Below are 20,195 nucleotides of genomic sequence, written 5' to 3' on the forward strand. Positions count from 1 at the left end.
CCCTTCGTTTTTATGTCAAAATTGCCCGTTCACAATCCGTGAAGGTCAATCAGCGACGATTACGTACCAGCTGATAACGGCGGGTGAGATATTCCACCGGTGCGCTCCAGATATGCACCAGACGGCAGAACGGGAACAACAGGAACAGCGTCATCCCCAGCACCAGATGCACGCGGAAGATAAACGCTACGCCGTCCAGATGTGCTGCCGCACCGCCACGGAATGTCACCACTGACTGCGCCCAGCCGACCAGTTTCATCATTTCGCTGCCGTCCATATGCTGCGCGGAGAACGGAATGGTGCTCAGCCCCAGGGCACATTGCACTACCAGCAGAATGATGATCATGATGTCACCAAAACTGGAAGTCGCCCGCACACGCTCGTTGCTCAGACGCCGCCACACCAGCATGCCGCCGCCAATCAAAGTCATCACGCCACAGGCACCGCCCGCCCACATCGCCATCTGCTGTTTCACCGGCACCGGCAGGAAGGATTCATACATCCAGTGCGGCGTCAGCATCCCGAAAGCGTGCCCTGCAAAAATGCCGAGAATACCGACGTGGAACAGCGGCGAGGCAATACGCAGCGTTTTTTTCTCCAGTAACTGGCTGGAACCGGCGCGCCAGCTGTACTGACCATAGTCATAACGCAACCAGCTACCGGCCAGGAATACTGTGCCGCACAGGTACGGATAGATATTGAAGAAGAAGTTGTTGAGGAAGTCGGTCATTTGCGTGGTTCCCCCGCAGGCGTGTCATCAAGGTTCAGATACTGTGGTGCGACCGCACCGGCGAAGCGTTTCTGGTGCGCAGTTTCATCACCCGACGCACAGCTTTGCTCGCCAAGGAACGTGATTTGTTCCTCTTCCCACACCGCGTCCAGCGCGGCAGGCGTGTCATCACGGGCTTCCTGTTTGATCCCCTCACGCACCGTGGCGGTCGCGATATCGCTGCCGGACAGGGTCAGCAGCAGATCAAACAGTTCCGCGTAATGACTGTCCCGCTCCTGCATTCGGGCGCTGAGTAATGCCAGGATCGGTGAGATGTCACGCAGCCCTTCCCGCGCCTGATGTTCATCACGCGTGGTCAGGTATTCCAGATACAGCGGCAGGTAATCCGGCAGCTCGCGGCTGTCGATTTCCAGCCCGGCTTCACGGTATTGCCCCATCAGATCGACCATCGCCTGACCGCGGTCACGGGATTCGCCGTGCACATGTTCAAACAACAGCAACGAGGTGGCGCGACCCCGATCGAACAAACCGGTGTACGCCGATTGCGCATCCAGCAGATCCTGTTTGCAGAACGCCGTGATGTACAGCGCCAGATCGTGGCGCTGTTCTTCAGTCAGTTCCGCAGATTCTGCCACCGCTTCGAGCAGCTCCGGCTGGTGTTCCCACAGCTCATCAGACGGGTAATCGAGCAATAAACCAATGAGTCGTAAACTGTTCATCAGCTGTTCCTTTCTGTTTTCGCGCCGATGTCGATGGCATCGATGCGTTTACTGTTGAACAGGTTAAATTTGCTGTCGCTGCCGTGGCAGCCGTCGCCGAAGCTGAAACCACAGCCTTTGGCTTCCGGGAAGGCTTCACGCGCCTGTTCACGATGGCTGGAAGGCACCACGAAACGGTCTTCGTAGTTGGCAATCGCCAGATAGCGGTACATTTCTTCGGCCTGCGCCGCAGACAATCCGACCTGTTCCAGCGCACTGGTGTCGGTTACGCCATCCACCGTTTCAGCACGTTTGTAATGACGCATCGCCAGCATGCGCTTCAGCGCACGCAGCACCGGCGCGGTGTCGCCCGCCGTCAGCAGGTTCGCCAGATATTCCACCGGAATACGCAGGCTTTCGACGTCCGGCAGCACGCCGCTGTGCGGTAATGCACCGGCATCAGCAGCAGACTGGATCGGCGACAGCGGCGGCACGTACCAGACCATCGGCAGCGTGCGATATTCAGGATGCAGCGGCAGCGCCAGCTTCCATTCAATTGCCATTTTGTAGACCGGCGACTGGCGCGCGGCATCCATCACGGAAATCGGAATGCCGTCTTTTTCGGCCTGTGCAATCACCTCAGGATCGTTCGGATCGAGGAAGATGCTCATCTGGCTTTCGTACAGGTCTTTCTCGCTTTCCACCGATGCGGCTTCGCCGATACGATCGGCGTCATACAACACCACGCCAAGGTAACGGATACGGCCGACGCAGGTTTCGGAGCAGACCGTTGGCTGGCCGGCTTCGATACGCGGATAACAGAAAATACATTTTTCTGATTTGCCGCTTTTCCAGTTGAAGTAGATTTTTTTGTACGGGCAGCCGGTCAGGCACATGCGCCAGCCACGACATTTGTCCTGGTCGATCAGCACGATACCGTCTTCGCCGCGCTTATAAATCGCGCCGCTCGGACAGGTCGCCACGCAGGCCGGATTCAGACAGTGTTCGCACAGACGCGGCAGGTAGGCCATAAAGGTATTTTCGAACTCACCGTACATCTCTTTCTGCATATTGGCGAAGTTCTGATCGGCAGAACGTTTACTGAACTCCGTGCCCAGATCGTCTTCCCAGTTCGGGCCGCCGGTAATTTTCTTCATGCGTTTGCCGGTCAGCAGCGAGCGCGGACGGGCCACCGGCTGATGTTTACTGTCTTTCGCGGTGTGCAGATGCTGATAATCAAAATCAAACGGTTCGTAGTAATCATCGATTTCCGGCATATGCGGGTTGGCGAAGATTTTATGCAGCAGGTTGGCTTTGTTGCCCATACGCGGCTGCAGTTTGCCGTTGATTTTGCGGATCCAGCCACCCTTCCATTTTTGCTGGTTTTCCCAGTCGTGCGGATAACCCAGACCCGGTTTGGTTTCGACGTTGTTGAACCACGCGTATTCCATCCCTTCGCGGCTGGTCCAGACGTTTTTACAGGTGACGGAACAGGTGTGGCAGCCAATGCATTTGTCGAGATTCAGCACCATGCCGACTTGTGAACGAATTTTCATTGGGCTTTCTCCTGTTGCACGGCGTCCTGCACGTAGTCATTGCCTTCATCGTCTAACCAGTCGATGCGGTTCATTTTGCGCACAATCACAAATTCATCGCGGTTAGAACCGACCGTGCCGTAGTAGTTGAAGCCGTAGGCCAGTTGCGCGTAACCGCCGATCATATGGGTCGGTTTCGGGCAAACGCGGGTGACCGAGTTGTGAATACCACCGCGCTGCTGGCTGATTTCCGATCCCGGAATATTCACGATGCGTTCCTGCGCGTGGTACATCATGGTCATCCCCGCCGGTACACGCTGGCTGACCACCGCACGGGCGCTCAGTGAACCGTTGGCGTTAAACGCTTCGATCCAGTCGTTATCTTCAATACCTAACTGTTTCGCATCGTCTTCACTCAGCCAGACAATCGGGCCGCCGCGACCTAAGGTCAGCATCAGCAGGTTGTCGCTGTAGGTGGAGTGAATGCCCCATTTCTGGTGCGGCGTCAGGAAGTTCAGCGCCATTTCCGGATTACCGTTCGGTTTCGCGTTCAGCAACGGCTGCGCCGCGCGGGTGTCGATTGGCGGACGGTATACCAGCAGGCTTTCACCGAACGCACGCATCCACGCGTGATCCTGATAAATCTGCTGACGGCCGGACAGCGTGCGCCACGGGATCAGCTCATGCACGTTGGTGTAACAGGCGTTGTAAGAAACGTGTTCATCTTCCAGGCCAGACCACGTCGGGCTGGAGATGATTTTGCGCGGCTGCGCCTGAATATCGCGGAAGCGGATTTTCTCGTCTTCTTTATTCAGCGCCAGATGCGTATGGTCGCGACCGGTATTCTGGCTCAGCGCCGCCCAGGCTTTCACCGCCACCTGACCGTTGGTTTCCGGTGCCAGCGTCAGGATGACCTCTGCCGCATCAATGGCGGTGTTGATCATCGGCTGGCCTTTGGCCGTACCGTCCGGTTTGGTGTAATTCAGTTTTTTCAGCAAACCGACTTCGCTGTCAGTATTCCAGCTGATGCCTTTGCCGCCGTTACCGAGTTTTTCCAGCAACGGACCGACAGAGGTGAAACGCTCGTAAGTATTCGGATAATCACGCTCAACGACCATCAGGTGTGGTGCAGTGCGCCCGGGGATCAGGTCACATTCGCCTTTTTTCCAGTCTTCCACGCCAAACGGCTGCGCCAGTTCAGCGGCGGAATCGTGCTGGATCGGCAAGGTCACCATATCGGTTTCGACACCCAGATGGCCGACGCAGACGCGGGAGAACTCTTTGGCGATGCCTTTGTAAATTTCCCAGTCGCTTTTCGAATCCCAGGCCGGATCAACGGCCGCAGACAGCGGATGAATAAACGGATGCATATCAGAGGTATTCATGTCGTCTTTTTCGTACCAGGTGGCGGTCGGCAGCACGATGTCGGAATACAGACAGGTGCTGGACATACGGAAATCAAGTGTCACCACCAGATCCAGTTTGCCTTCGCCGCCCTGCGCCTGCCATTCGACTTCTTCCGGCATCACGCCGCCCTGAATACCGAGATCATCCCCCTGAATACCGTGTTCGGTACCCAGCAGATATTTCAGCATGTACTCGTGGCCCTTACCGGAAGACCCCAGCAGGTTGGAGCGCCAGACGAACAGGTTGCGCGGGAAGTTCTGCGGATTGTCCGGCTGTTCCGCCGCAAAACGCACGCTGCCGTCTTTAAGCGCTGCCACGGTAAAATCAGCCGGTGATAAACCGGCAGCTTTCGCCTGTCCGGCAATGTGCAGCGGATTAACGTTGAGCTGCGGCGCAGACGGCAGCCAGCCCATGCGTTCAGCGCGCACGTTGTAGTCAATCATGCTGCCGGTGAATTTGGATTTATCCGCCAGCGGAGATAATAACTCCTGTGGCGCGACGGTTTCGTAACGCCACTGACTTGAATGGTTGTAGAAGAACGAGGTGCTGTTCATCTGGCGCGGTGGACGCTGCCAGTCGAGGCCAAACGCCAGCGGCTGCCAGCCGGTTTGCGGACGCAGTTTTTCCTGCCCGACGTAGTGGGCCCAGCCGCCACCGCTCTGACCGACGCAACCACAGAAGATCAGCATATTGATCAGACCACGGTAGTTCATGTCGAGGTGATACCAGTGGTTCATCCCGGCACCGACAATGATCATCGAACGACCGTGGGTTTTATTGGCGTTATCAGCAAATTCATAGGCGATACGCTCGATGTTCTGCTGAGAAACACCGGTGATTTTCTCGGCCCAGGCTGGCGTATAGGCTTTGATTTCATCATAGCGTTGCGCGCAGTTTTCATCGTTCAGACCGCGTTCGATGCCGTAGTTTGCCAGCGTCAGGTCGTAAACACTGGCCACCAGACCGGTGCTGCCATCCGCCAGTGGCAGGCGTTTGACCGGCAACTTGTGCATCAGAATTTCATCCAGCGCCACGCTGTTGAAATGCTCGCTGACCGCGCCGCCGAAGTACGGATAGCCAACGTTGACGACTTCATCATGATCGTCAAGCAGGCTCAGCCTCAGGCTGACATCTGCGCCGTCTTTCCCTTCGCGGGATTCCAGATTCCACTGGCCTTTTTCGCCCCAGCGGTAACCAATCGAGCCTAACGGCGACACCAGTTCACCGGTGTTTTCATCGAAGGCGATGGTTTTCCATTGCGGGTTATTTTCCTGACCGAGATTGTCCACCAGATCAGACGCACGCAGCATACGGCCTGCGGCATACGAACCGTCTTCACGCGGTTCAAGCATCACCAGCATCGGCATGTCGGTGTAGCGGCGCACATAGTCGGTGAAGTACTGGCTCGGATTATCGATATGGAAGGACTTGAGGATCACATGGCCCATCGCCAGCGCCAGCGCGCTGTCGGTACCCTGTTTCGGCGCCAGCCACTGGTCGCAAATCTTGGCGATTTCCGCGTAATCCGGCGTAATGGCGACAGTTTTGGTGCCTTTGTAACGCACTTCAGTGAAGAAGTGGGCGTCCGGCGTACGGGTCTGCGGAACGTTGGAACCCCAGGCGATAATATAAGAAGAGTTGTACCAGTCAGCCGATTCCGGCACGTCGGTTTGCTCGCCCCAGGTTTGCGGAGAAGCCGGTGGCAAATCGCAATACCAGTCGTAGAAACTCAGACACACGCCGCCGATCAGCGACAGATAGCGTGCGCCGGAAGCGTATGACACCATCGACATCGCCGGAATGGGTGAAAAACCAATAATGCGGTCCGGGCCGAAGGTTTTGGCGGTATACACGTTGGACGCGGCAATCAGTTCATTCACTTCCTGCCAGCTTGAACGCACAAAACCACCGCGACCGCGTGCAGCTTTATATTCTTTGGCTTTTTCCGGCTGGCTGACAATCGAGCCCCAGGCATCGACCGGATCGCTGTAATTCAGTCTGGCTTCACGCCATAACTGGATCAGTTTCTTGCGCATCAGCGGATATTTCAGACGGTTTGCACTGTAGAGATACCAGGAATAGCTGGCCCCGCGCGGGCAACCACGCGGCTCGTGGTTTGGCAAGTCCGGACGGGTGCGCGGATAGTCGGTCTGCTGGGTTTCCCAGGTCACCAGGCCGTTTTTGACGTAAATCTTCCAGCTACAGGAACCGGTGCAGTTCACACCGTGCGTGGAACGGACCACTTTGTCATGCTGCCAGCGGCTGCGGTAGCCGTCTTCCCAGTCGCGATTGGTATTCAGCGTCTGGCCGTGGCCGTCAGCAAAGGGTTCAGCTAGCTGTTTGAAATAGCGAAACCGGTCAAGAAACTTGCTCATCCGGAACTCTCCTGTGCAAAGGCTTCATTGCGCTTTGTCATTATGTGAATGGCGGGGAATACAACTACATTGCTCAATATGGGCTCAGGGTATGCACGCGCGGGAGCCTTCTACTTGATTGCGATCAACGCCTTCGCGTCATGTATTTATTTACATAACGCCAGATACCCCCAAAGAGGTACAAATTTAAACAGAGTTAACTTTATGATTTATGGGTAATAATTTCGGAAAGAAAACAAAAAGGCGGGAGTGACATCATCTGACGGAAAATTGGGGGTAAGGCTGTTTGAATGTGACAAAATTGTGAAATCAGGCGGGAGGTTATTGTATTTATGCCGATGTCTGGCGTAATAGAACAACCTGCTTTCGCCACCAGAAACCTTTAATGCAGACAGAAAAACCCGCCGTACTCAATTTCAACGATGAAGTTACCGGAATGATATACGGTTTCGTTTTTCGTCCGGACCGCCCTGCCGAACGCGTTTCTTCACAACAGGTTCAGGAAGCCTGGCAGCAGATTTGCCACGACAAAGGATTCGTCTGGATCCACGTCAACCTCAATCACGCCATGTCAGAAAAATGGCTGAAAAAGCATTTTGGTGTCGGCGAGCCCTTTTTCGAGGAAATCCGCGAAGGCTCGCGCAGTACGCGCATTGAACGGCTCGATGAGACGTTGCTGGCGGTGCTCAACGACGTGATTTTCCGCCCGGATGAAACCAGCGATGAAGCGTCGACGTTGTGGCTGAGTTGCCATCAGCAACTGGTGGTCACAGCGCGCCACAAACCGGTCAGACTGATCGAGCAGTTATTCAAACGGCTGGAGTATCTGAACATCACCACGCCGACCGCGCTGCTGGTGCATCTTTTAGAGGAACAGGAAGATTTACTGGAGCAGATTGTACGGCGTGCCAATCAGTACGTGGATACCATTGAAGAGCGGCTGCTGAGTCATCACGTCAAAAAGAACCGCGCCGATCTGGGGCGTCTGCGCCGGATGCTGCTGCGGTTTCAGCGTTTACTGGCACCGGAACCGACCGCACTTTTCCGCCTGCTGAACCGTCCTCCCACCTGGATAGCACCCGCTGTGGTACAGGATTTACGGCAATTTGCCGAGGAGTTTTCCGTGGTGCTGAATGACCTTATCGCACTGACCGAACGCATCCGGTTATTGCAGGAAGAAATCACCTCACGGCAGATGGAGCAAAGCAACCGCACACTGTATGTGCTGACGGTGATCACCGTGCTTGCGCTGCCGATCAATATTGTGGCGGGTTTCTTTGGCATGAACGTCGGAGGCATTCCGCTCGCCAGCAATCACCACGGTTTTATTTTGCTGGTGATGATTGTCGGCGTGTTTACCCTGCTGACGGGCTGGTATGCATTAAGGCATCGCGACGACGACTGATGGCGGCGGCCCGCACAAAAAACTACAGGAAATCTTTGGCTTTATTCAGCAGCGCGGCTTTGGTGATCACGCCCAGCAGACGGCGGGATCCGGCGTTTTCCAGCACCGGTAAACGTTCAAGCGGCGAATTGCTGAACATCGCCCACGCCTGTTCGTAACTGGCCTGCTGGAAAATCGTCGTGAATTCCTGCTCAATAAACGGGTCTATCGGGCTGTCAGATTTCACACTGCCATCGATAAGCCCGGCCGCCACCACATTGGTGGGTACCACGCCGAGAAAACGTTCCTGTCTGTCCACCACGTACACATACCGCGTGCGCTGTTTCAACCCTTCGCTGACCACTTCAGACAGCGAGGCATCGACGTACATTTTTGAACAAGGCGAAATCAGCGATGCCACCGTGCTGTATTCAAAAGCATTTTTCGCTGCGAACCGCGCGTTGTGCCGTGTCAGCACCGGATACGTGCCGCCGACTTTCAGGCGCGAGGCCACGACATAAGAAATCGCCGTCGCCAGCATCAGCGGGAACAACAGCGAGCTGTTGAGGGTCATTTCGAACGCCATCATGATCGACATCAGCGGCGCGTGACTGGTCGCCGCCAGCAATGCACTCATGCCGATCGCGGCATATAACCCGACCGGACCGGGATCGAACCCCAGCCATTGCAGGAAAGTACACACCAGCGCCCCGCCCGCCGCACCAATCAGTAACGACGGCGTAAACAACCCGCCGACCGCACCGGACCCGATGGTGATCGCCGTGGCGACAATTTTCAGGATCAGCAGCACCAGTAATGACGTCTGCAAATCGCCGTTATTGAGGATTAAATCAATCACCTCGAAACCGTTGCCGAGCACCCGCGGCGAAATCATCGCCACCAGCCCGACGCCCAGCCCGCCCAGGCCCAGACGCAGCGCGGGATGCGAGATGGGTTTCATCCACTGGCGCACTTTATCGATTGATGAGATGAATAACGGCCCGAGGATCCCCGTCGCCATGCCGATAATCAGCACGGTAAAAATCGCGCCAAAAGAGGGGCTGAACGAGGCGGAAGAATACAAATACAGCGGCGCGTAACTGGTCAGCGACCGCACGGTAAGCACCGCGACCGACGCGGAGATAAACAGCGGGATCAGGCGCTGAACAGCGGTCACCCCAAAGGCGATTTCCGCCACAAACAGCGCGCCGGCAAACGGAGCGTGATACACCGCCGCCAGCCCGCCCGCAGCGGCCATGGCGATAATATCTGACTGATGTACGCTTTTAAAACGCGAAAACCGCCCGAGCAAACTGCCGCTCAGCGCGGATAACTGCACCATTGCACCTTCGCGACCGATTGAACCGCCGCTGGCAATACTGGCAAGCGACGACAGCCCGCGCAGCACGGTACTGACAACCGGAATACCCGGCAGGCGCTGATCGATAACATCCAGATAATCCGGCATCTTGCCGTGCTTGTTTTCGTAGCGCAGCGCCAGGATCAGGATAAAACCGGCAATCACGCCCCCAGCCGTGGTGATCAGCGGCCAGACAATTTTGGGATATTCATTGAAAGCTTTGGTGATGTCGCTGCCATCGGTGAACATCAGGCCGTTAATACCCGAAATCGCCCCGCGAAAAGCGATGGTCACCAGCGCGGCAATAATCCCGGCGGGAATGGCGATCAGCAGGTTAATCAGATCACCTTTTTGCAGGGCGTCAGGGTTGAAAGCTTTCAGGCGCATAAGATCTCAGTGGTCGGAAAAGTGGCTGGCAGAATAGCGAAGGAAATCATTATCATGCTTATAAGCCCGACGCAACCCGGGGCGCGGCTTAAAATCGAATTATGAAAAAGTCATGAAAAACCTGCTGCAGACAAACCTCAATGGCTCAATCAAGACCCTGCTGAAAGGAGAGTCCCCGGACCTGTGGCCTGGGGACCGCGAGAAGGGAGTATAAGGCTCCCCTTATTCCTTACTGATCGTATCCAGATACAACTGGCTCCCCGCCACATTCTGACTCGCGCCTTTCACATTATCGCGGATTGCCACCAGCAACTTGCTTTGCAGCGCTACCACAAAGGGTGAGTTTTTCTGCAACTCACGTTGTAAATCTGCGTACAGCGCCCTGCGTTTGGCCGGGTCGGATTCCGCCGCCGCTGCGCGGGTTTGTTTGCTGATTTCCGGGATTACCCACTGAATACGCTGCGCCAGAGTTTTCGGACCGCCCGGCACGTTATAGGCGAAGGTGCTGGCGTTGGTATTCGGGTCGAGGTAATCCGCGCCCCAGTAAGTGAAGATCGACTGGAATTTATGCGCACGCATGCGGGTCAGTACGTCGCTTTCCACCAGCGGATGCACCACTAAATTGATATCGGCTTTGGCAAAGCTGGCCTGCAATGCCTGCGCGATATCGGAATAGGGCGGTTGGTTAATCACGATTAAATCAATTTTAGTCCCCGGTGCAATACCGCCTTTACTGAGAATCGCTTTGGCTTTTGCAACGTCATATTTAAACGGCTGATCGTCAATGGCACCGGCTAAACCGTCCGGCAGGAAGGTCTGATGAATGCCGTACTGGCCTTTGAGCAGGTCTGTCGAAATCCCCTGGTAATCGACCAGCCAGCGGGCGGCCTCCCAGAGTGCCGGATTCGCCAGCGCCGGTTGGGAGGTATCGCCGACGTTAAACGCCAGATAAAACACTTTCGCCGCCGGGAACTGTGCGACATGTACGCCCTTCTCTTTTTGCAGCGAGCTGAACTGATCCGCACCTAAATCGTATGCCAGGTCCGCATCGCCGTTAAGAACCAGCAGACGGCGGGTAGACGGATCACCGACATTTTTAAACAGCACATTTTCAAGTTTTGCCAGCGGCTTAGCGTTCGGATTACGTTTGAAGATTAACGCTTCGTGAGGCACATAATTGCGCACTTCAAATGCGCCGCTGCCCGCAGAGCGTGAACGCAGCCAGCTGTTACCGAAATCGTTCTGATCGACATGCTCTTTCAGCAGTTTGCTGTCGACAATGCCCGCCACCGGTGCGGATAAAATGCTCAGCACCAGACCGCTGCCGATATCCGCAGGCCAGCTGAGTTGTAGTTTATCGTCAGACAGTTTTTTCAGATTGCCGTCGACATTTTCCGGCGTCCAGCCGAGTTCGCCGAGAATAAACGACGGGCTTTTATTGAGTTTGACCACACGGGTAAAGGAGTAGATGACATCGTCGGCAGTCAGCGGATTGCCGCTGGCAAATTTCTGCCCCGGCTTGAGGGTAAAGATCAGGCTGTGCGCGTCCGGTCCCGGCTGCCAGCTGGCGGCGTCAGGTTCGAGCTGGTCGGGATGCTGGCGGTTTGAAACCACCAGTTGCTGATACAGGTTGACCAGATTACCGGAACTGACGGTTTCAAAACTCTCCGCCGGATCCAGGCTGATAATACCTTCAAGCGAACCGGCCACCACCAGCGTATCCGCAGGGGTCGCCGCATCCACGCGGGTTACCGCCATCATGAGCAAAAATAACAGGGAAGGAACACGTACTTTCATTGAGGTCGATCTCCACAGGTGAAAAGACAGTTTTTCCGAGTGTAGAGGTGCAGCGGCAAGGCCCGAACAATGAAATAAAGCTTTGTTATTTAATAAATTAGATTAAGGAAATTGATTCCAGGACTACCCCTAAATCATTCGTACTGGATCAAGGCGGCAACTGAGTAAATCCCTGGGAGCATACACAAGTATGTGACCCGGGTTTACGAAGACAGCCAACGCTGACCCAGTGCGAAGGATGACGGGGGATCAACTGAGCACGTAACCCTTCGCCATATGCACTGCCCGGTCACACATATGATCAATCACGTCGGCATCGTGACTGACCAGAATCATGGTCAGGTCACTGCTGGCTTTCAGATCGTTGAGTAAATTAAGGATTTCCGCCTGCACGGACATATCGAGGGCAGATGTCGGCTCATCGAGCAGCAGCAGTTTCGGTTTAAGCAGGAGTGCGCGGACAATGGCCACGCGCTGACGCTGACCACCGGAAAGCTGGTGCGGATAACGGTTCATCAGCGTCGGATCCAGCCCCACCTGACGGAAACCTTCGGCAATCTTCTGTTCGATGTCCTGCTCTTTGAGAATTTTCAGCGGCTCTGCCAGCGTGCGTACCAGTTTGTGTTTGGGATGCAGCGAGGCATAGGGGTCCTGAAAAACCATCTGCACGTCGCGGCGCAGGCTACCGGTAAAAGGTTTACCGGGTTTCAACTGATGATCAAGCAGCGTCAGGCTGCCGTCCCAGTGTCCGTTCAGGCCAGCCAGTACCCACAGCAATGAGGATTTTCCGCAACCGGACGGCCCGACCAGCCCGAAACATTCCCCTTTGCTGATGGTCAGGTTGACGTTATGCACCACCGTGCGGGTTTCGTATCCCTGACGATGTGACACGCTCAGTTGATGCAGTTCAGCAATAACCTCACTCATGGCGCGGCTCCTGTTTCAAAGAAGCCAGCAGCGCGCGATCCAGCACCGGCAGGCGTTCACCGTGAGTAAATTTACTCGGACGGCACGACCACAGCGTATGAGTGTACGGGTGCGTGGCATTCGCCAGTTGATCTGCGGGAAGTTCGTCCAGCAGTTCGCCTTTGTACATCACCAGCACGCGCTCGCAATAATGTGCGACCTGTTGCAGGTCGTGGCTGATCAAAATCAGGCCCATATTGCGCTGCCCGACTAAACGCTCGATCAGCCCCAGAACCTGCTCACGCATATCGAAATCCAGCGCGGAAGTGGGTTCGTCGGCAATCAGCCACTGCGGATCGTTAATCAGTGCAATCGCCAGCATCACGCGCTGCCCCATCCCGCCGGAAAGCTGATGCGGATACTGCTGTTGCAGGAAAGCCGGATTCGGCAGACCGACCGCATTCAGCATCTCGGTGACCTTTTCCTGACGTTCCTTACGGCTAAGACGTGTGTGCAGGCGCAGCGGTTCTTCCACCTGCTTGCCGATTTTTTGCGTCGGATTCAGCGCATGTTTCGGATCCTGCATGACCATCGACACGCGGTTACCGCGCAACTGACTCCACTCGCGTTCTCTGAGCGTAGTCAGATCGTTATCACCCAGCGTCAGCTGCGACGCACGCAGTTTGCACGGATGCGGCAGCAACCCCATCAGCGCACGGGCGGTGAGGGATTTGCCGGAGCCGGATTCGCCGACCAGGGCCACGCGCTCCTGTCCGACGCTGAATGACAGGGATTTCACCAGTTCCAGCGGACGTTCACCCGGCAGGTAAATGGTGAGATCTTTTGCGACAAGTTTGTCGTTATGTGAAAAATCAGTTGCCATGTCGCGGATCCATTTTGTCACGCAGGCCATCGCCCAGCAGATTGAAAGCCAGGCTGGCAAACAGAATTGCCCCGCCCGGTGCAGCGGCGACCCACCACTGATCGAAAATCACTTTGCTGCCTTCAGCAACCATCGAGCCCCATTCGGCAGTCGGTGGCTGGATACCCATGCCGAGGAAGCCCAGACCGGCGGAAGCCAGAATAATGCCGCCGAGGCTGAGCGCCGCACGCACCACGGCGCTGGGCAGACACAGCGGCAGAATATGGCCGAACATCAGACGCAGCCCGCCGATGCCCTGCATCCGCGCCGCCGCCAGATAATCGCTGCGGCGAAGTGCCAGTGTCTCTGCCCTCGCCTGTCGCGCAAACGGCGGCCAGCTGGTGAAGGCCAGCGCCAGTGCGCCGTTCATCAGGCCGGGGCCAAGGATCGCCACCAGCGCCAGCGCCATCACCAGACTGGGCAAGGACATCACGATATCAGTCAGTCGCATCACAATGCGCTCATACCAGCCGCCAATGTAACCAGCGCTGATACCGATCAGCAGCCCTACCGGAATGGTCAGCAGTAAAATCAGTGACACCAGCAGCAGCGTCGGGCGCGCGCCATATACCACACGCGAGAGCAAATCGCGGCCAAAACCGTCGGTGCCCAGCCAGTGGGTTTCCGAGGGTGGCAGCAGGCGCAATTCGATGTGCTGAATGTTCGGGTCAAACGGTGCCAGCCACGGCGCGAGCAGCGCGGTGAGCACCAGAATAGCCACCAGCACCAGCCCCACGGAAAACGTGGTGATGCGCCGGGCGGGTTTCCAGACAGAGGTTTCGGCGTCGGCCTCAACCTGCGTGGGTTGTTCAGGGATCATTTGAGTCATAGAAACTACCGGGTTCGCGGATCGAGCAGATAAGTAAGGGCGTCAGCCAGCGCATTAAGCAGCACAAAGCAGGTGCCGATCAGCAGCGTAGCGCCAAGAATTGCCGGGGTATCCGCAGCGAACAGTGCGGTGGTCAGGTAACGTCCGACACCCGGCCAGGCAAAGACGGTTTCCGTCAGCACCGCGCCTTCGAGCAGGCTGGCGTAGGAAAGCGTCAGCACCGTGATCAGCGTGCCGAGTACGTTCGGGAAGACATGGCAAAGCAGAACACGCATCCTGCCAGCCCCTTTAGACCGCGCCAGAATCACATATTCTTTATTCATTTCGCCGAGCATCGACGCACGCAGCAGGCGCGTAATACCCGCCATCGACAACATCGCCAGCACCGTTACCGGCAACCATAAATGGCTGATGGCGTTGTAAAACATGTCGCGGTCGCCGGAAAGCCAGGTATCAATCAGCACAAAACCGGTGCGCGGCGTCATGGTGTACATATACAGGTCATCAAGCCGGCCCGGCCCGCCCGCCCAGTGCAGCACGGCGTAAAACAGCAAAAGGCCGAGCAGGCTCAGCCAGAAAATCGGTACGGAATACCCGAGCAGAGATACCAGCCGCGCCACGTTATCCAGCCAGCTTCCCGGTTTCCACACCGCCAGGAATGCCAGCAGGATGCCGAACGTGCCGCCAAGCAGGATCGCACAGGTCGCCAGTTCAACCGTTGCCGGGAAGGTGCGCATTAAGTCACTGGCCACCGGCTGCGCGGTGATACGGGAGATGCCCATATCGCCGTGTGCAAGATTTTCCAGATAACGGACAAATTGCACCGGTACCGACTGATCGAGACCTAAATCGCGACGCACCTGCGCATAGGTGGCTTCGCTGGCATGATCGCCCGCCACCTGCAACGTCGGGTCAATCGGGGCGAGATGGGAAAGCGTAAACGTAAACGCCAGCAGACCGAGTAACGTCAGCGCCAGTGAAATCACGCCGGTCAGCAAACGGCCTGACCAGCGCCAACCCTGCCGGACGAATCCGGCGGGTGCTGAACTGTCTGTCATTACTTGGTGACCTTGCTGTAGAAGACCATGTCAGGGTTAATGCCCTGCACGTAACCTTTGATGTTGTCGCGTACGGCAATCAGGCTTTTGGCTTGCAGGCCAATCACGAACGGCGAGTTTTTCTGCACTTCCAGCTGCAACTGATGGTAATCCGCCACGCGTTTGGCCTGATCCGGTTCCGCAATGGCGGCCAGCGTCAGTTTATTGAGCGCCGGGATTGACCAGTTGGCACGCCATGCCAGCGTTTTGCTGCCATCTTCCGGGTTGAAAGCAAACGCCGAAGCATTGGTGTTCGGGTCAAAGTAATCCGGCCCCCATGAAGACATGTACGCGTCGTAATTGTGTGATTTCACCTTGGTGGAGATCTGCGAGCTCAGGCCCGGATCCAGTTTCACCGTTACGCCGCCCTGCGCGAAGCTGGCCTGCAATGCCTGTGCGATGTCCAGATACGGTGGCTGATTGGCAGTAGAGAGCGTGAAACTGACGTTGGTCAGCCCGGCTTTTGCCAGAATCGCTTTGGCTTTCGCCGGGTCATAGGTGTATGGCGTGTCGTTCAGCGCGCCCAGATAACCTTCCGGCAGGAAGGCCTGATGCACCTGGAACTGATCTTTCATCAGATCGTGCGCAATGTGGTTGTAATCGAACAGGTAACGCGCGGCTTCCCAGAAGGCCGGATTCCCCAGCGCCGGAGAAGCTTTGGCATTGAACTGCATGAAGTACAACGAGGCATACGGGATCGCCAGAGGCTTAACGCCTTTTTTACCGGCGAGTGCGGCCATCTGGTCAGAACCGAGATTACGCGCCATATCGGCATCGCCCTGTTCGATCAGCAGACGGCGGGCGGCGGGATCCGGTACGTTTTTAATCAGAATGGTTTTCAGCTTCGGCGCGCCTTCCGGCGAGGTCGGATTCGCGGACAGAATCACGACTTCATGCGGAATGTAGTTGCGGATCTGGTACGGGCCGGAACCGGCAGAATGGTTGCTCAGCCACTGGTGACCGAGGTCGTCGGCGGTGGCGTTAGCTTTCACTAGTTTGCTGTCGACAATCGAGGATACCGGCGCAGACAGCAGGCTCAGCACAAACGACGGGCTGACATCTGCCGTCCAGCTGATTTTCACATGCTGGTCATCGATTTTAGTCAGGAAGGTATCGACGTTTTTATCGGTCCAGCCCAGTTGCGTCAGGATGAACGATGGTTCGAGATTCAGCTTCACCACGCGTGACAACGAGAAGATCACGTCGTCGGCCGTCAGCGGATTACCGCTGGCAAAGGTGGCTTTCGGTGACAACGTGAAAGTCAGGCTGCGGTTATCTTTGCCGGTTTCCCAGGAGGCCGCCAGCGTCGGTTTTAAATCGATCGGGTTGTTCGGGTCAGACTGCACCAGACGCTGATAAATATTATTGAAAGCCTGAACCGTGGTCAGTTCGAAGCCCTGCGCCGGATCAAAACTGGAAGTGTCATCAATGGATTGTGCGATAACCAGCGTATCCGGCGGCGTGGCAGCCTGGACAGCGAAAGTAGCCGCAATAGCCGTAAACAGGACGGACGGTAATAAAGCTTTCATCAAGACAGACTCTCCAACGTAGCGAAATTGCTAAGATTTTGTTGAGTGTAAAGTTTCTTCAACCTACCAGAAAGTCTGATAAATACTATCGTTATGCGAATTTTGCATAACGTTATCTGATTGGTTATTAAAGAGGCAGGACGGGGGATGGGGGCGGATTGTTACTGTACAAAACAACGGGAAATACCCACTTAACGGGCAGGGAAAAGACAAGCGCTTAAAACGGGGATTTTTAATCAGACGGGCTGTACGCAATACCCGCACAGCCGGTCACACCAGACGAGAATTTAACTCAGTCCCGGGACATCAAAACCGGGAGACACAGACAACAGCAACCGCACCTGTTTAACCAGTTCACTCATGCAGTCGTCACGCATGCCGTAGTTATTCAGCTCTTTTTCCAGGGCAAACAGATATTGCGCATTGGTGCCGAGGGGGCCGCTGGCCTGCGCAATCAGTGGCGCAATAACCTGATAATCGGTATCGGCCTCATATTGCGGATGCGAGGGATCCATAATGAACACCAGCGCCGTCACCTTGCGGCCATCGTCGAGATCCAGTTCGCACCAGGTCGGGCGATAACAGCCGGTCAGCATTTCGCGCTTCCACAGCAGTTCGAGTTCATCGAGAAGTTTGTCTTCCGGCAGACGGAACGCCAGACCGGTGGTTTTTCCGCCATCCCGCAGCGCCAGCATACGGCCGGGTTGCGCATGGGTTCCGCGCCCGGAGGTCAGACGCAAACAGAAAGCACGATGATAACCGTGCAATGTAGCAGGACGCGCCTCTTCCGAATCAAAAACCGGGTTCCACATCAGTGAACCGTAACCAAAAATCCAGACCGGGCTGTTATCGGGGCGACGCGCCAGCGTGCAGCTCAGAGAGGCGGCGCGCTGTTCAGGGGTCAGCAGCATCGATTCATCAATGCTGCCGAATGCTGTTTTGCAATCTGCGTTACGCAGGAAATCTCGAGTTAACATTCATTCCCCCTTCGGTACGACTTACTTTTGAACATGCCATGCTGTTAACGCTGTGTTCTCCGTTATCGTGGGTTTCATCTTGTGAGGTTATCGGACAGTTTTCGCCTGAGCTTCAGGCGGCGGGGAAGATTTATTAGGAAGTTTCGTATACCCCTGCTGGATGAAACCTTATTCGTTTCTTTCGTTGCAATCAAGGTTGAGAGCGATCACAAAACGAAAATAAAGTGATTATTTTATGAACATTGCATGAATGTTGATATTTCAGAAGGGAATACATCAAAAACAGCGGGAAAGCGCGGGGCAGAACGGGCGTTCTGGCAGGTGCGGGATCTCCCTCACCTGCCGTTAACATCAGGATTTCTTAGGATGCCACTTATCGTCATCCCCTTTTTTATATCCGTGTTTCACCGCGGCCCAGGCCACTTTATGCGCCGTTTCCTCCCGGGAGTCATCGCCCTGCCGGTCTTTAGGTTTTTTATACTCATCCCATGCACTGTTAAACGCTTCCTTATAGATGTCCTGCGCATGGGCGGGAAGCACATTGCGCACGGATTCAGGCAACGCTGAGCGGTTCTGATAAGGCATAGTCGTTCCTTTTTCATTGCGTTCATGGCTGTGACAGTCTTTGTGTGCACGTTTGCGCACAGCGTTAAGTCTAGCTGCTACCCTCAAAGGACTCTGCCAGATTATTCTCGTTATCGGGCCGCTGACGACACGCTTTCACGCCAAAATAGTGTGGGTATCATCATTATTTACATAAATTGACGCATAGCCTCCATATTCATACAAACAATAAGTAAGCTCTTGTTTTAAATTGACTTAATATTTTAACAACACGAGTTAATTATGTATTTTTAGCCAGTTAATCAACAACAGGCAGCCATAAACAACAGCTATGATATTATTTATGTCTTAACCACAATATTATTCTGTTAATAGATTATTTTATCTACTATACTTAAAGGGTTACACCTTTATGCTGCTATGCATTTTGCTGACAACTGACAGGCGGTTGTTATTACGTGAGCGTTTATAAGGAGAATAATCATCATGGTGTCTTCACAGGAACATCCAAAAATCAAAACCCGCCATCAGGAATACTCCCTGGTTTTTCCCATCGCAGCCCTTATCGTTCTCGTCCTCTGGGGCAACAGCAGTAACTTTGCCTCGGTTGTCGGCATCAATTTAATTGCGCTGGTCGGTATCCTCGCCAGCGCTTTCAGCGTGGTACGTCATGCCGACGTACTGGCACATCGTCTGGGCGAACCGTACGGGTCGCTGATCCTCAGCCTTTCCGTCGTCATCCTCGAAGTCAGCCTGATTTCGGCCCTGATGGCGACCGGCGACGCCGCTCCCGCGCTGATGCGTGACACCTTGTTCTCGATCATCATGATTGTGACCGCCGGTCTGGTGGGCGTGGCCCTGCTGTTGGGCGGGCGCAAATTTGCCACGCAATATGTGAATCTCGGCGGTATCAAACAGTACCTGATGGCGATATTCCCGCTGGCGGTGATTGTGCTGGTGCTGCCTGCCGCGTTGCCGGCGGGCAATTTCTCGACGCCACAGGCGTTGTTTGTCGCGGTGATTTCCGCCGCCATGTACGGCGTATTTTTGCTTATCCAGACCAAAACCCATCAGAGCCTGTTTATCTACGAGCATGAAGATGAAGGCGAAGAAGATGGTCACGGTAAACCGTCGTCAAAAAGCAACCTGACACACACGCTGTGGCTGATAGTCCATCTGGTGCTGGTTATCGCGGTGACCAAGTTCAACGCCAATCCGCTGGAAAGCCTGCTGACAGAACTGAATGCACCCGCGCAGTTCACCGGTTTTCTGGTCGCGTTACTGATCCTTTCACCGGAAGGTCTGGGCGCACTGAAAGCGGTACTGAAAAATCAGGTACAGCGTGCGATGAATTTATTCTTCGGCTCCGTGCTGGCGACAATTTCACTGACCGTACCGGCGGTGACCGTCATCGCCACCCTGACAGGTCAGGATCTGATTTTCAGCCTTGATCCGGCGAATATTGTGGTGATGCTGGCGGTGCTGATTTTATGTCAGATTTCCTTCTCCACTGGCCGTACCAATGTATTAAACGGTACGGCACATCTGGCCCTTTTCTGCGCCTACATGATGCTGATAATGCTTTAAATCTTCATCCTTCGGGTTGCCGCCTTGATGCAACCCAAATGATTTTGATTTAATGAAGAATGATAAAAGAAAGGCCGCTCAACTGAGCGGCCTTTTGCATTTTGATGGGGG

The 20,195-nt window shown here is 55.2% G+C and carries 15 protein-coding genes; 2 read left to right on the top strand and 13 right to left on the bottom strand.

Annotated elements, in window-relative coordinates; all coding sequences use genetic code 11:
* Positions 1–49: 49 nt before the first annotated feature.
* From narI to RAHAQ2_RS12140, 4 genes are read right to left on the bottom strand one after another with little or no spacing between them, the layout of a single operon-like run.
* Positions 50–730, bottom strand: a complete 681-nt coding sequence (gene narI, locus RAHAQ2_RS12125) for a respiratory nitrate reductase subunit gamma (RefSeq protein ID WP_015697513.1) — start codon at positions 728–730, stop codon at positions 50–52.
* Positions 727–1,449 (bottom strand): nitrate reductase molybdenum cofactor assembly chaperone, encoded by a 723-nt coding sequence (narJ, locus tag RAHAQ2_RS12130; RefSeq protein WP_015697514.1) that lies wholly within the window; start codon positions 1,447–1,449, stop codon positions 727–729. The genes narI and narJ overlap by 4 nt, the downstream gene beginning before the upstream one ends.
* Positions 1,449–2,984: a nitrate reductase subunit beta gene (gene narH, locus RAHAQ2_RS12135; RefSeq protein ID WP_015697515.1), complete on the bottom strand. Its 1,536-nt coding sequence runs from the start codon at positions 2,982–2,984 to the stop codon at positions 1,449–1,451. The genes narJ and narH overlap by 1 nt, the downstream gene beginning before the upstream one ends.
* A complete protein-coding gene (locus RAHAQ2_RS12140; protein WP_015697516.1) occupies positions 2,981–6,745 on the bottom strand; it encodes a nitrate reductase subunit alpha in 3,765 nt (1,254 codons plus the stop codon). The genes narH and RAHAQ2_RS12140 overlap by 4 nt, the downstream gene beginning before the upstream one ends.
* Positions 6,746–7,130: 385 nt before the next feature.
* Here RAHAQ2_RS12140 and RAHAQ2_RS12145 point away from each other — a divergent pair, with 385 nt between their 5' ends.
* Positions 7,131–8,150, top strand: coding sequence for a transporter (locus RAHAQ2_RS12145; protein WP_015697517.1), 1,020 nt, complete (start codon positions 7,131–7,133; stop codon positions 8,148–8,150).
* Between the two features lie 22 nt (positions 8,151–8,172).
* On the opposite strand, the gene RAHAQ2_RS12150 is transcribed toward RAHAQ2_RS12145, so the two are convergent.
* The 9 genes from RAHAQ2_RS12150 to chaB all read right to left on the bottom strand — a co-directional run bounded on the left by RAHAQ2_RS12150 (position 8,173) and on the right by chaB (position 18,518).
* Positions 8,173–9,876, bottom strand: a complete 1,704-nt coding sequence (locus RAHAQ2_RS12150; RefSeq protein ID WP_015697518.1) for a chloride channel protein — start codon at positions 9,874–9,876, stop codon at positions 8,173–8,175.
* A gap of 222 nt (positions 9,877–10,098) precedes the next feature.
* Positions 10,099–11,673: an ABC transporter substrate-binding protein gene (locus RAHAQ2_RS12155; protein ID WP_015697519.1), complete on the bottom strand. Its 1,575-nt coding sequence runs from the start codon at positions 11,671–11,673 to the stop codon at positions 10,099–10,101.
* 249 nt (positions 11,674–11,922) lie between these two features.
* Positions 11,923–12,600: an ABC transporter ATP-binding protein gene (locus tag RAHAQ2_RS12160; protein ID WP_015697520.1), complete on the bottom strand. Its 678-nt coding sequence runs from the start codon at positions 12,598–12,600 to the stop codon at positions 11,923–11,925.
* On the bottom strand, positions 12,593–13,462 hold the full coding sequence (locus tag RAHAQ2_RS12165) for an ABC transporter ATP-binding protein (protein WP_015697521.1): 870 nt from the start codon (positions 13,460–13,462) through the stop codon (positions 12,593–12,595). The genes RAHAQ2_RS12160 and RAHAQ2_RS12165 overlap by 8 nt, the downstream gene beginning before the upstream one ends.
* Entirely contained in the window at positions 13,452–14,321 is an 870-nt protein-coding gene (locus RAHAQ2_RS12170) for an ABC transporter permease (protein ID WP_049796153.1), read from the bottom strand. The genes RAHAQ2_RS12165 and RAHAQ2_RS12170 overlap by 11 nt, the downstream gene beginning before the upstream one ends.
* 14 nt (positions 14,322–14,335) lie before the next feature.
* Positions 14,336–15,388 (bottom strand): ABC transporter permease, encoded by a 1,053-nt coding sequence (locus tag RAHAQ2_RS12175; protein ID WP_015697523.1) that lies wholly within the window; start codon positions 15,386–15,388, stop codon positions 14,336–14,338.
* Positions 15,388–16,956: an ABC transporter substrate-binding protein gene (locus tag RAHAQ2_RS12180; protein ID WP_015697524.1), complete on the bottom strand. Its 1,569-nt coding sequence runs from the start codon at positions 16,954–16,956 to the stop codon at positions 15,388–15,390. Before RAHAQ2_RS12180 ends, RAHAQ2_RS12175 begins: the two co-directional genes overlap by 1 nt.
* A gap of 287 nt (positions 16,957–17,243) precedes the next feature.
* Entirely contained in the window at positions 17,244–17,933 is a 690-nt protein-coding gene (locus tag RAHAQ2_RS12185; protein WP_015697525.1) for a gamma-glutamylcyclotransferase, read from the bottom strand.
* A gap of 351 nt (positions 17,934–18,284) precedes the next feature.
* Positions 18,285–18,518 (bottom strand): putative cation transport regulator ChaB, encoded by a 234-nt coding sequence (gene chaB / locus RAHAQ2_RS12190; RefSeq protein WP_013575762.1) that lies wholly within the window; start codon positions 18,516–18,518, stop codon positions 18,285–18,287.
* A gap of 465 nt (positions 18,519–18,983) precedes the next feature.
* Here chaB and chaA point away from each other — a divergent pair, with 465 nt between their 5' ends.
* Complete coding sequence (chaA, locus tag RAHAQ2_RS12195) at positions 18,984–20,084, top strand: sodium-potassium/proton antiporter ChaA (protein ID WP_015697526.1); 1,101 nt, start codon at positions 18,984–18,986, stop codon at positions 20,082–20,084.
* The last annotated feature ends 111 nt before the right edge of the window (positions 20,085–20,195 follow it).

The sequence above is a fragment of the Rahnella aquatilis CIP 78.65 = ATCC 33071 genome (genome assembly GCF_000241955.1).
Lineage (GTDB): Bacteria > Pseudomonadota > Gammaproteobacteria > Enterobacterales > Enterobacteriaceae > Rahnella > Rahnella aquatilis.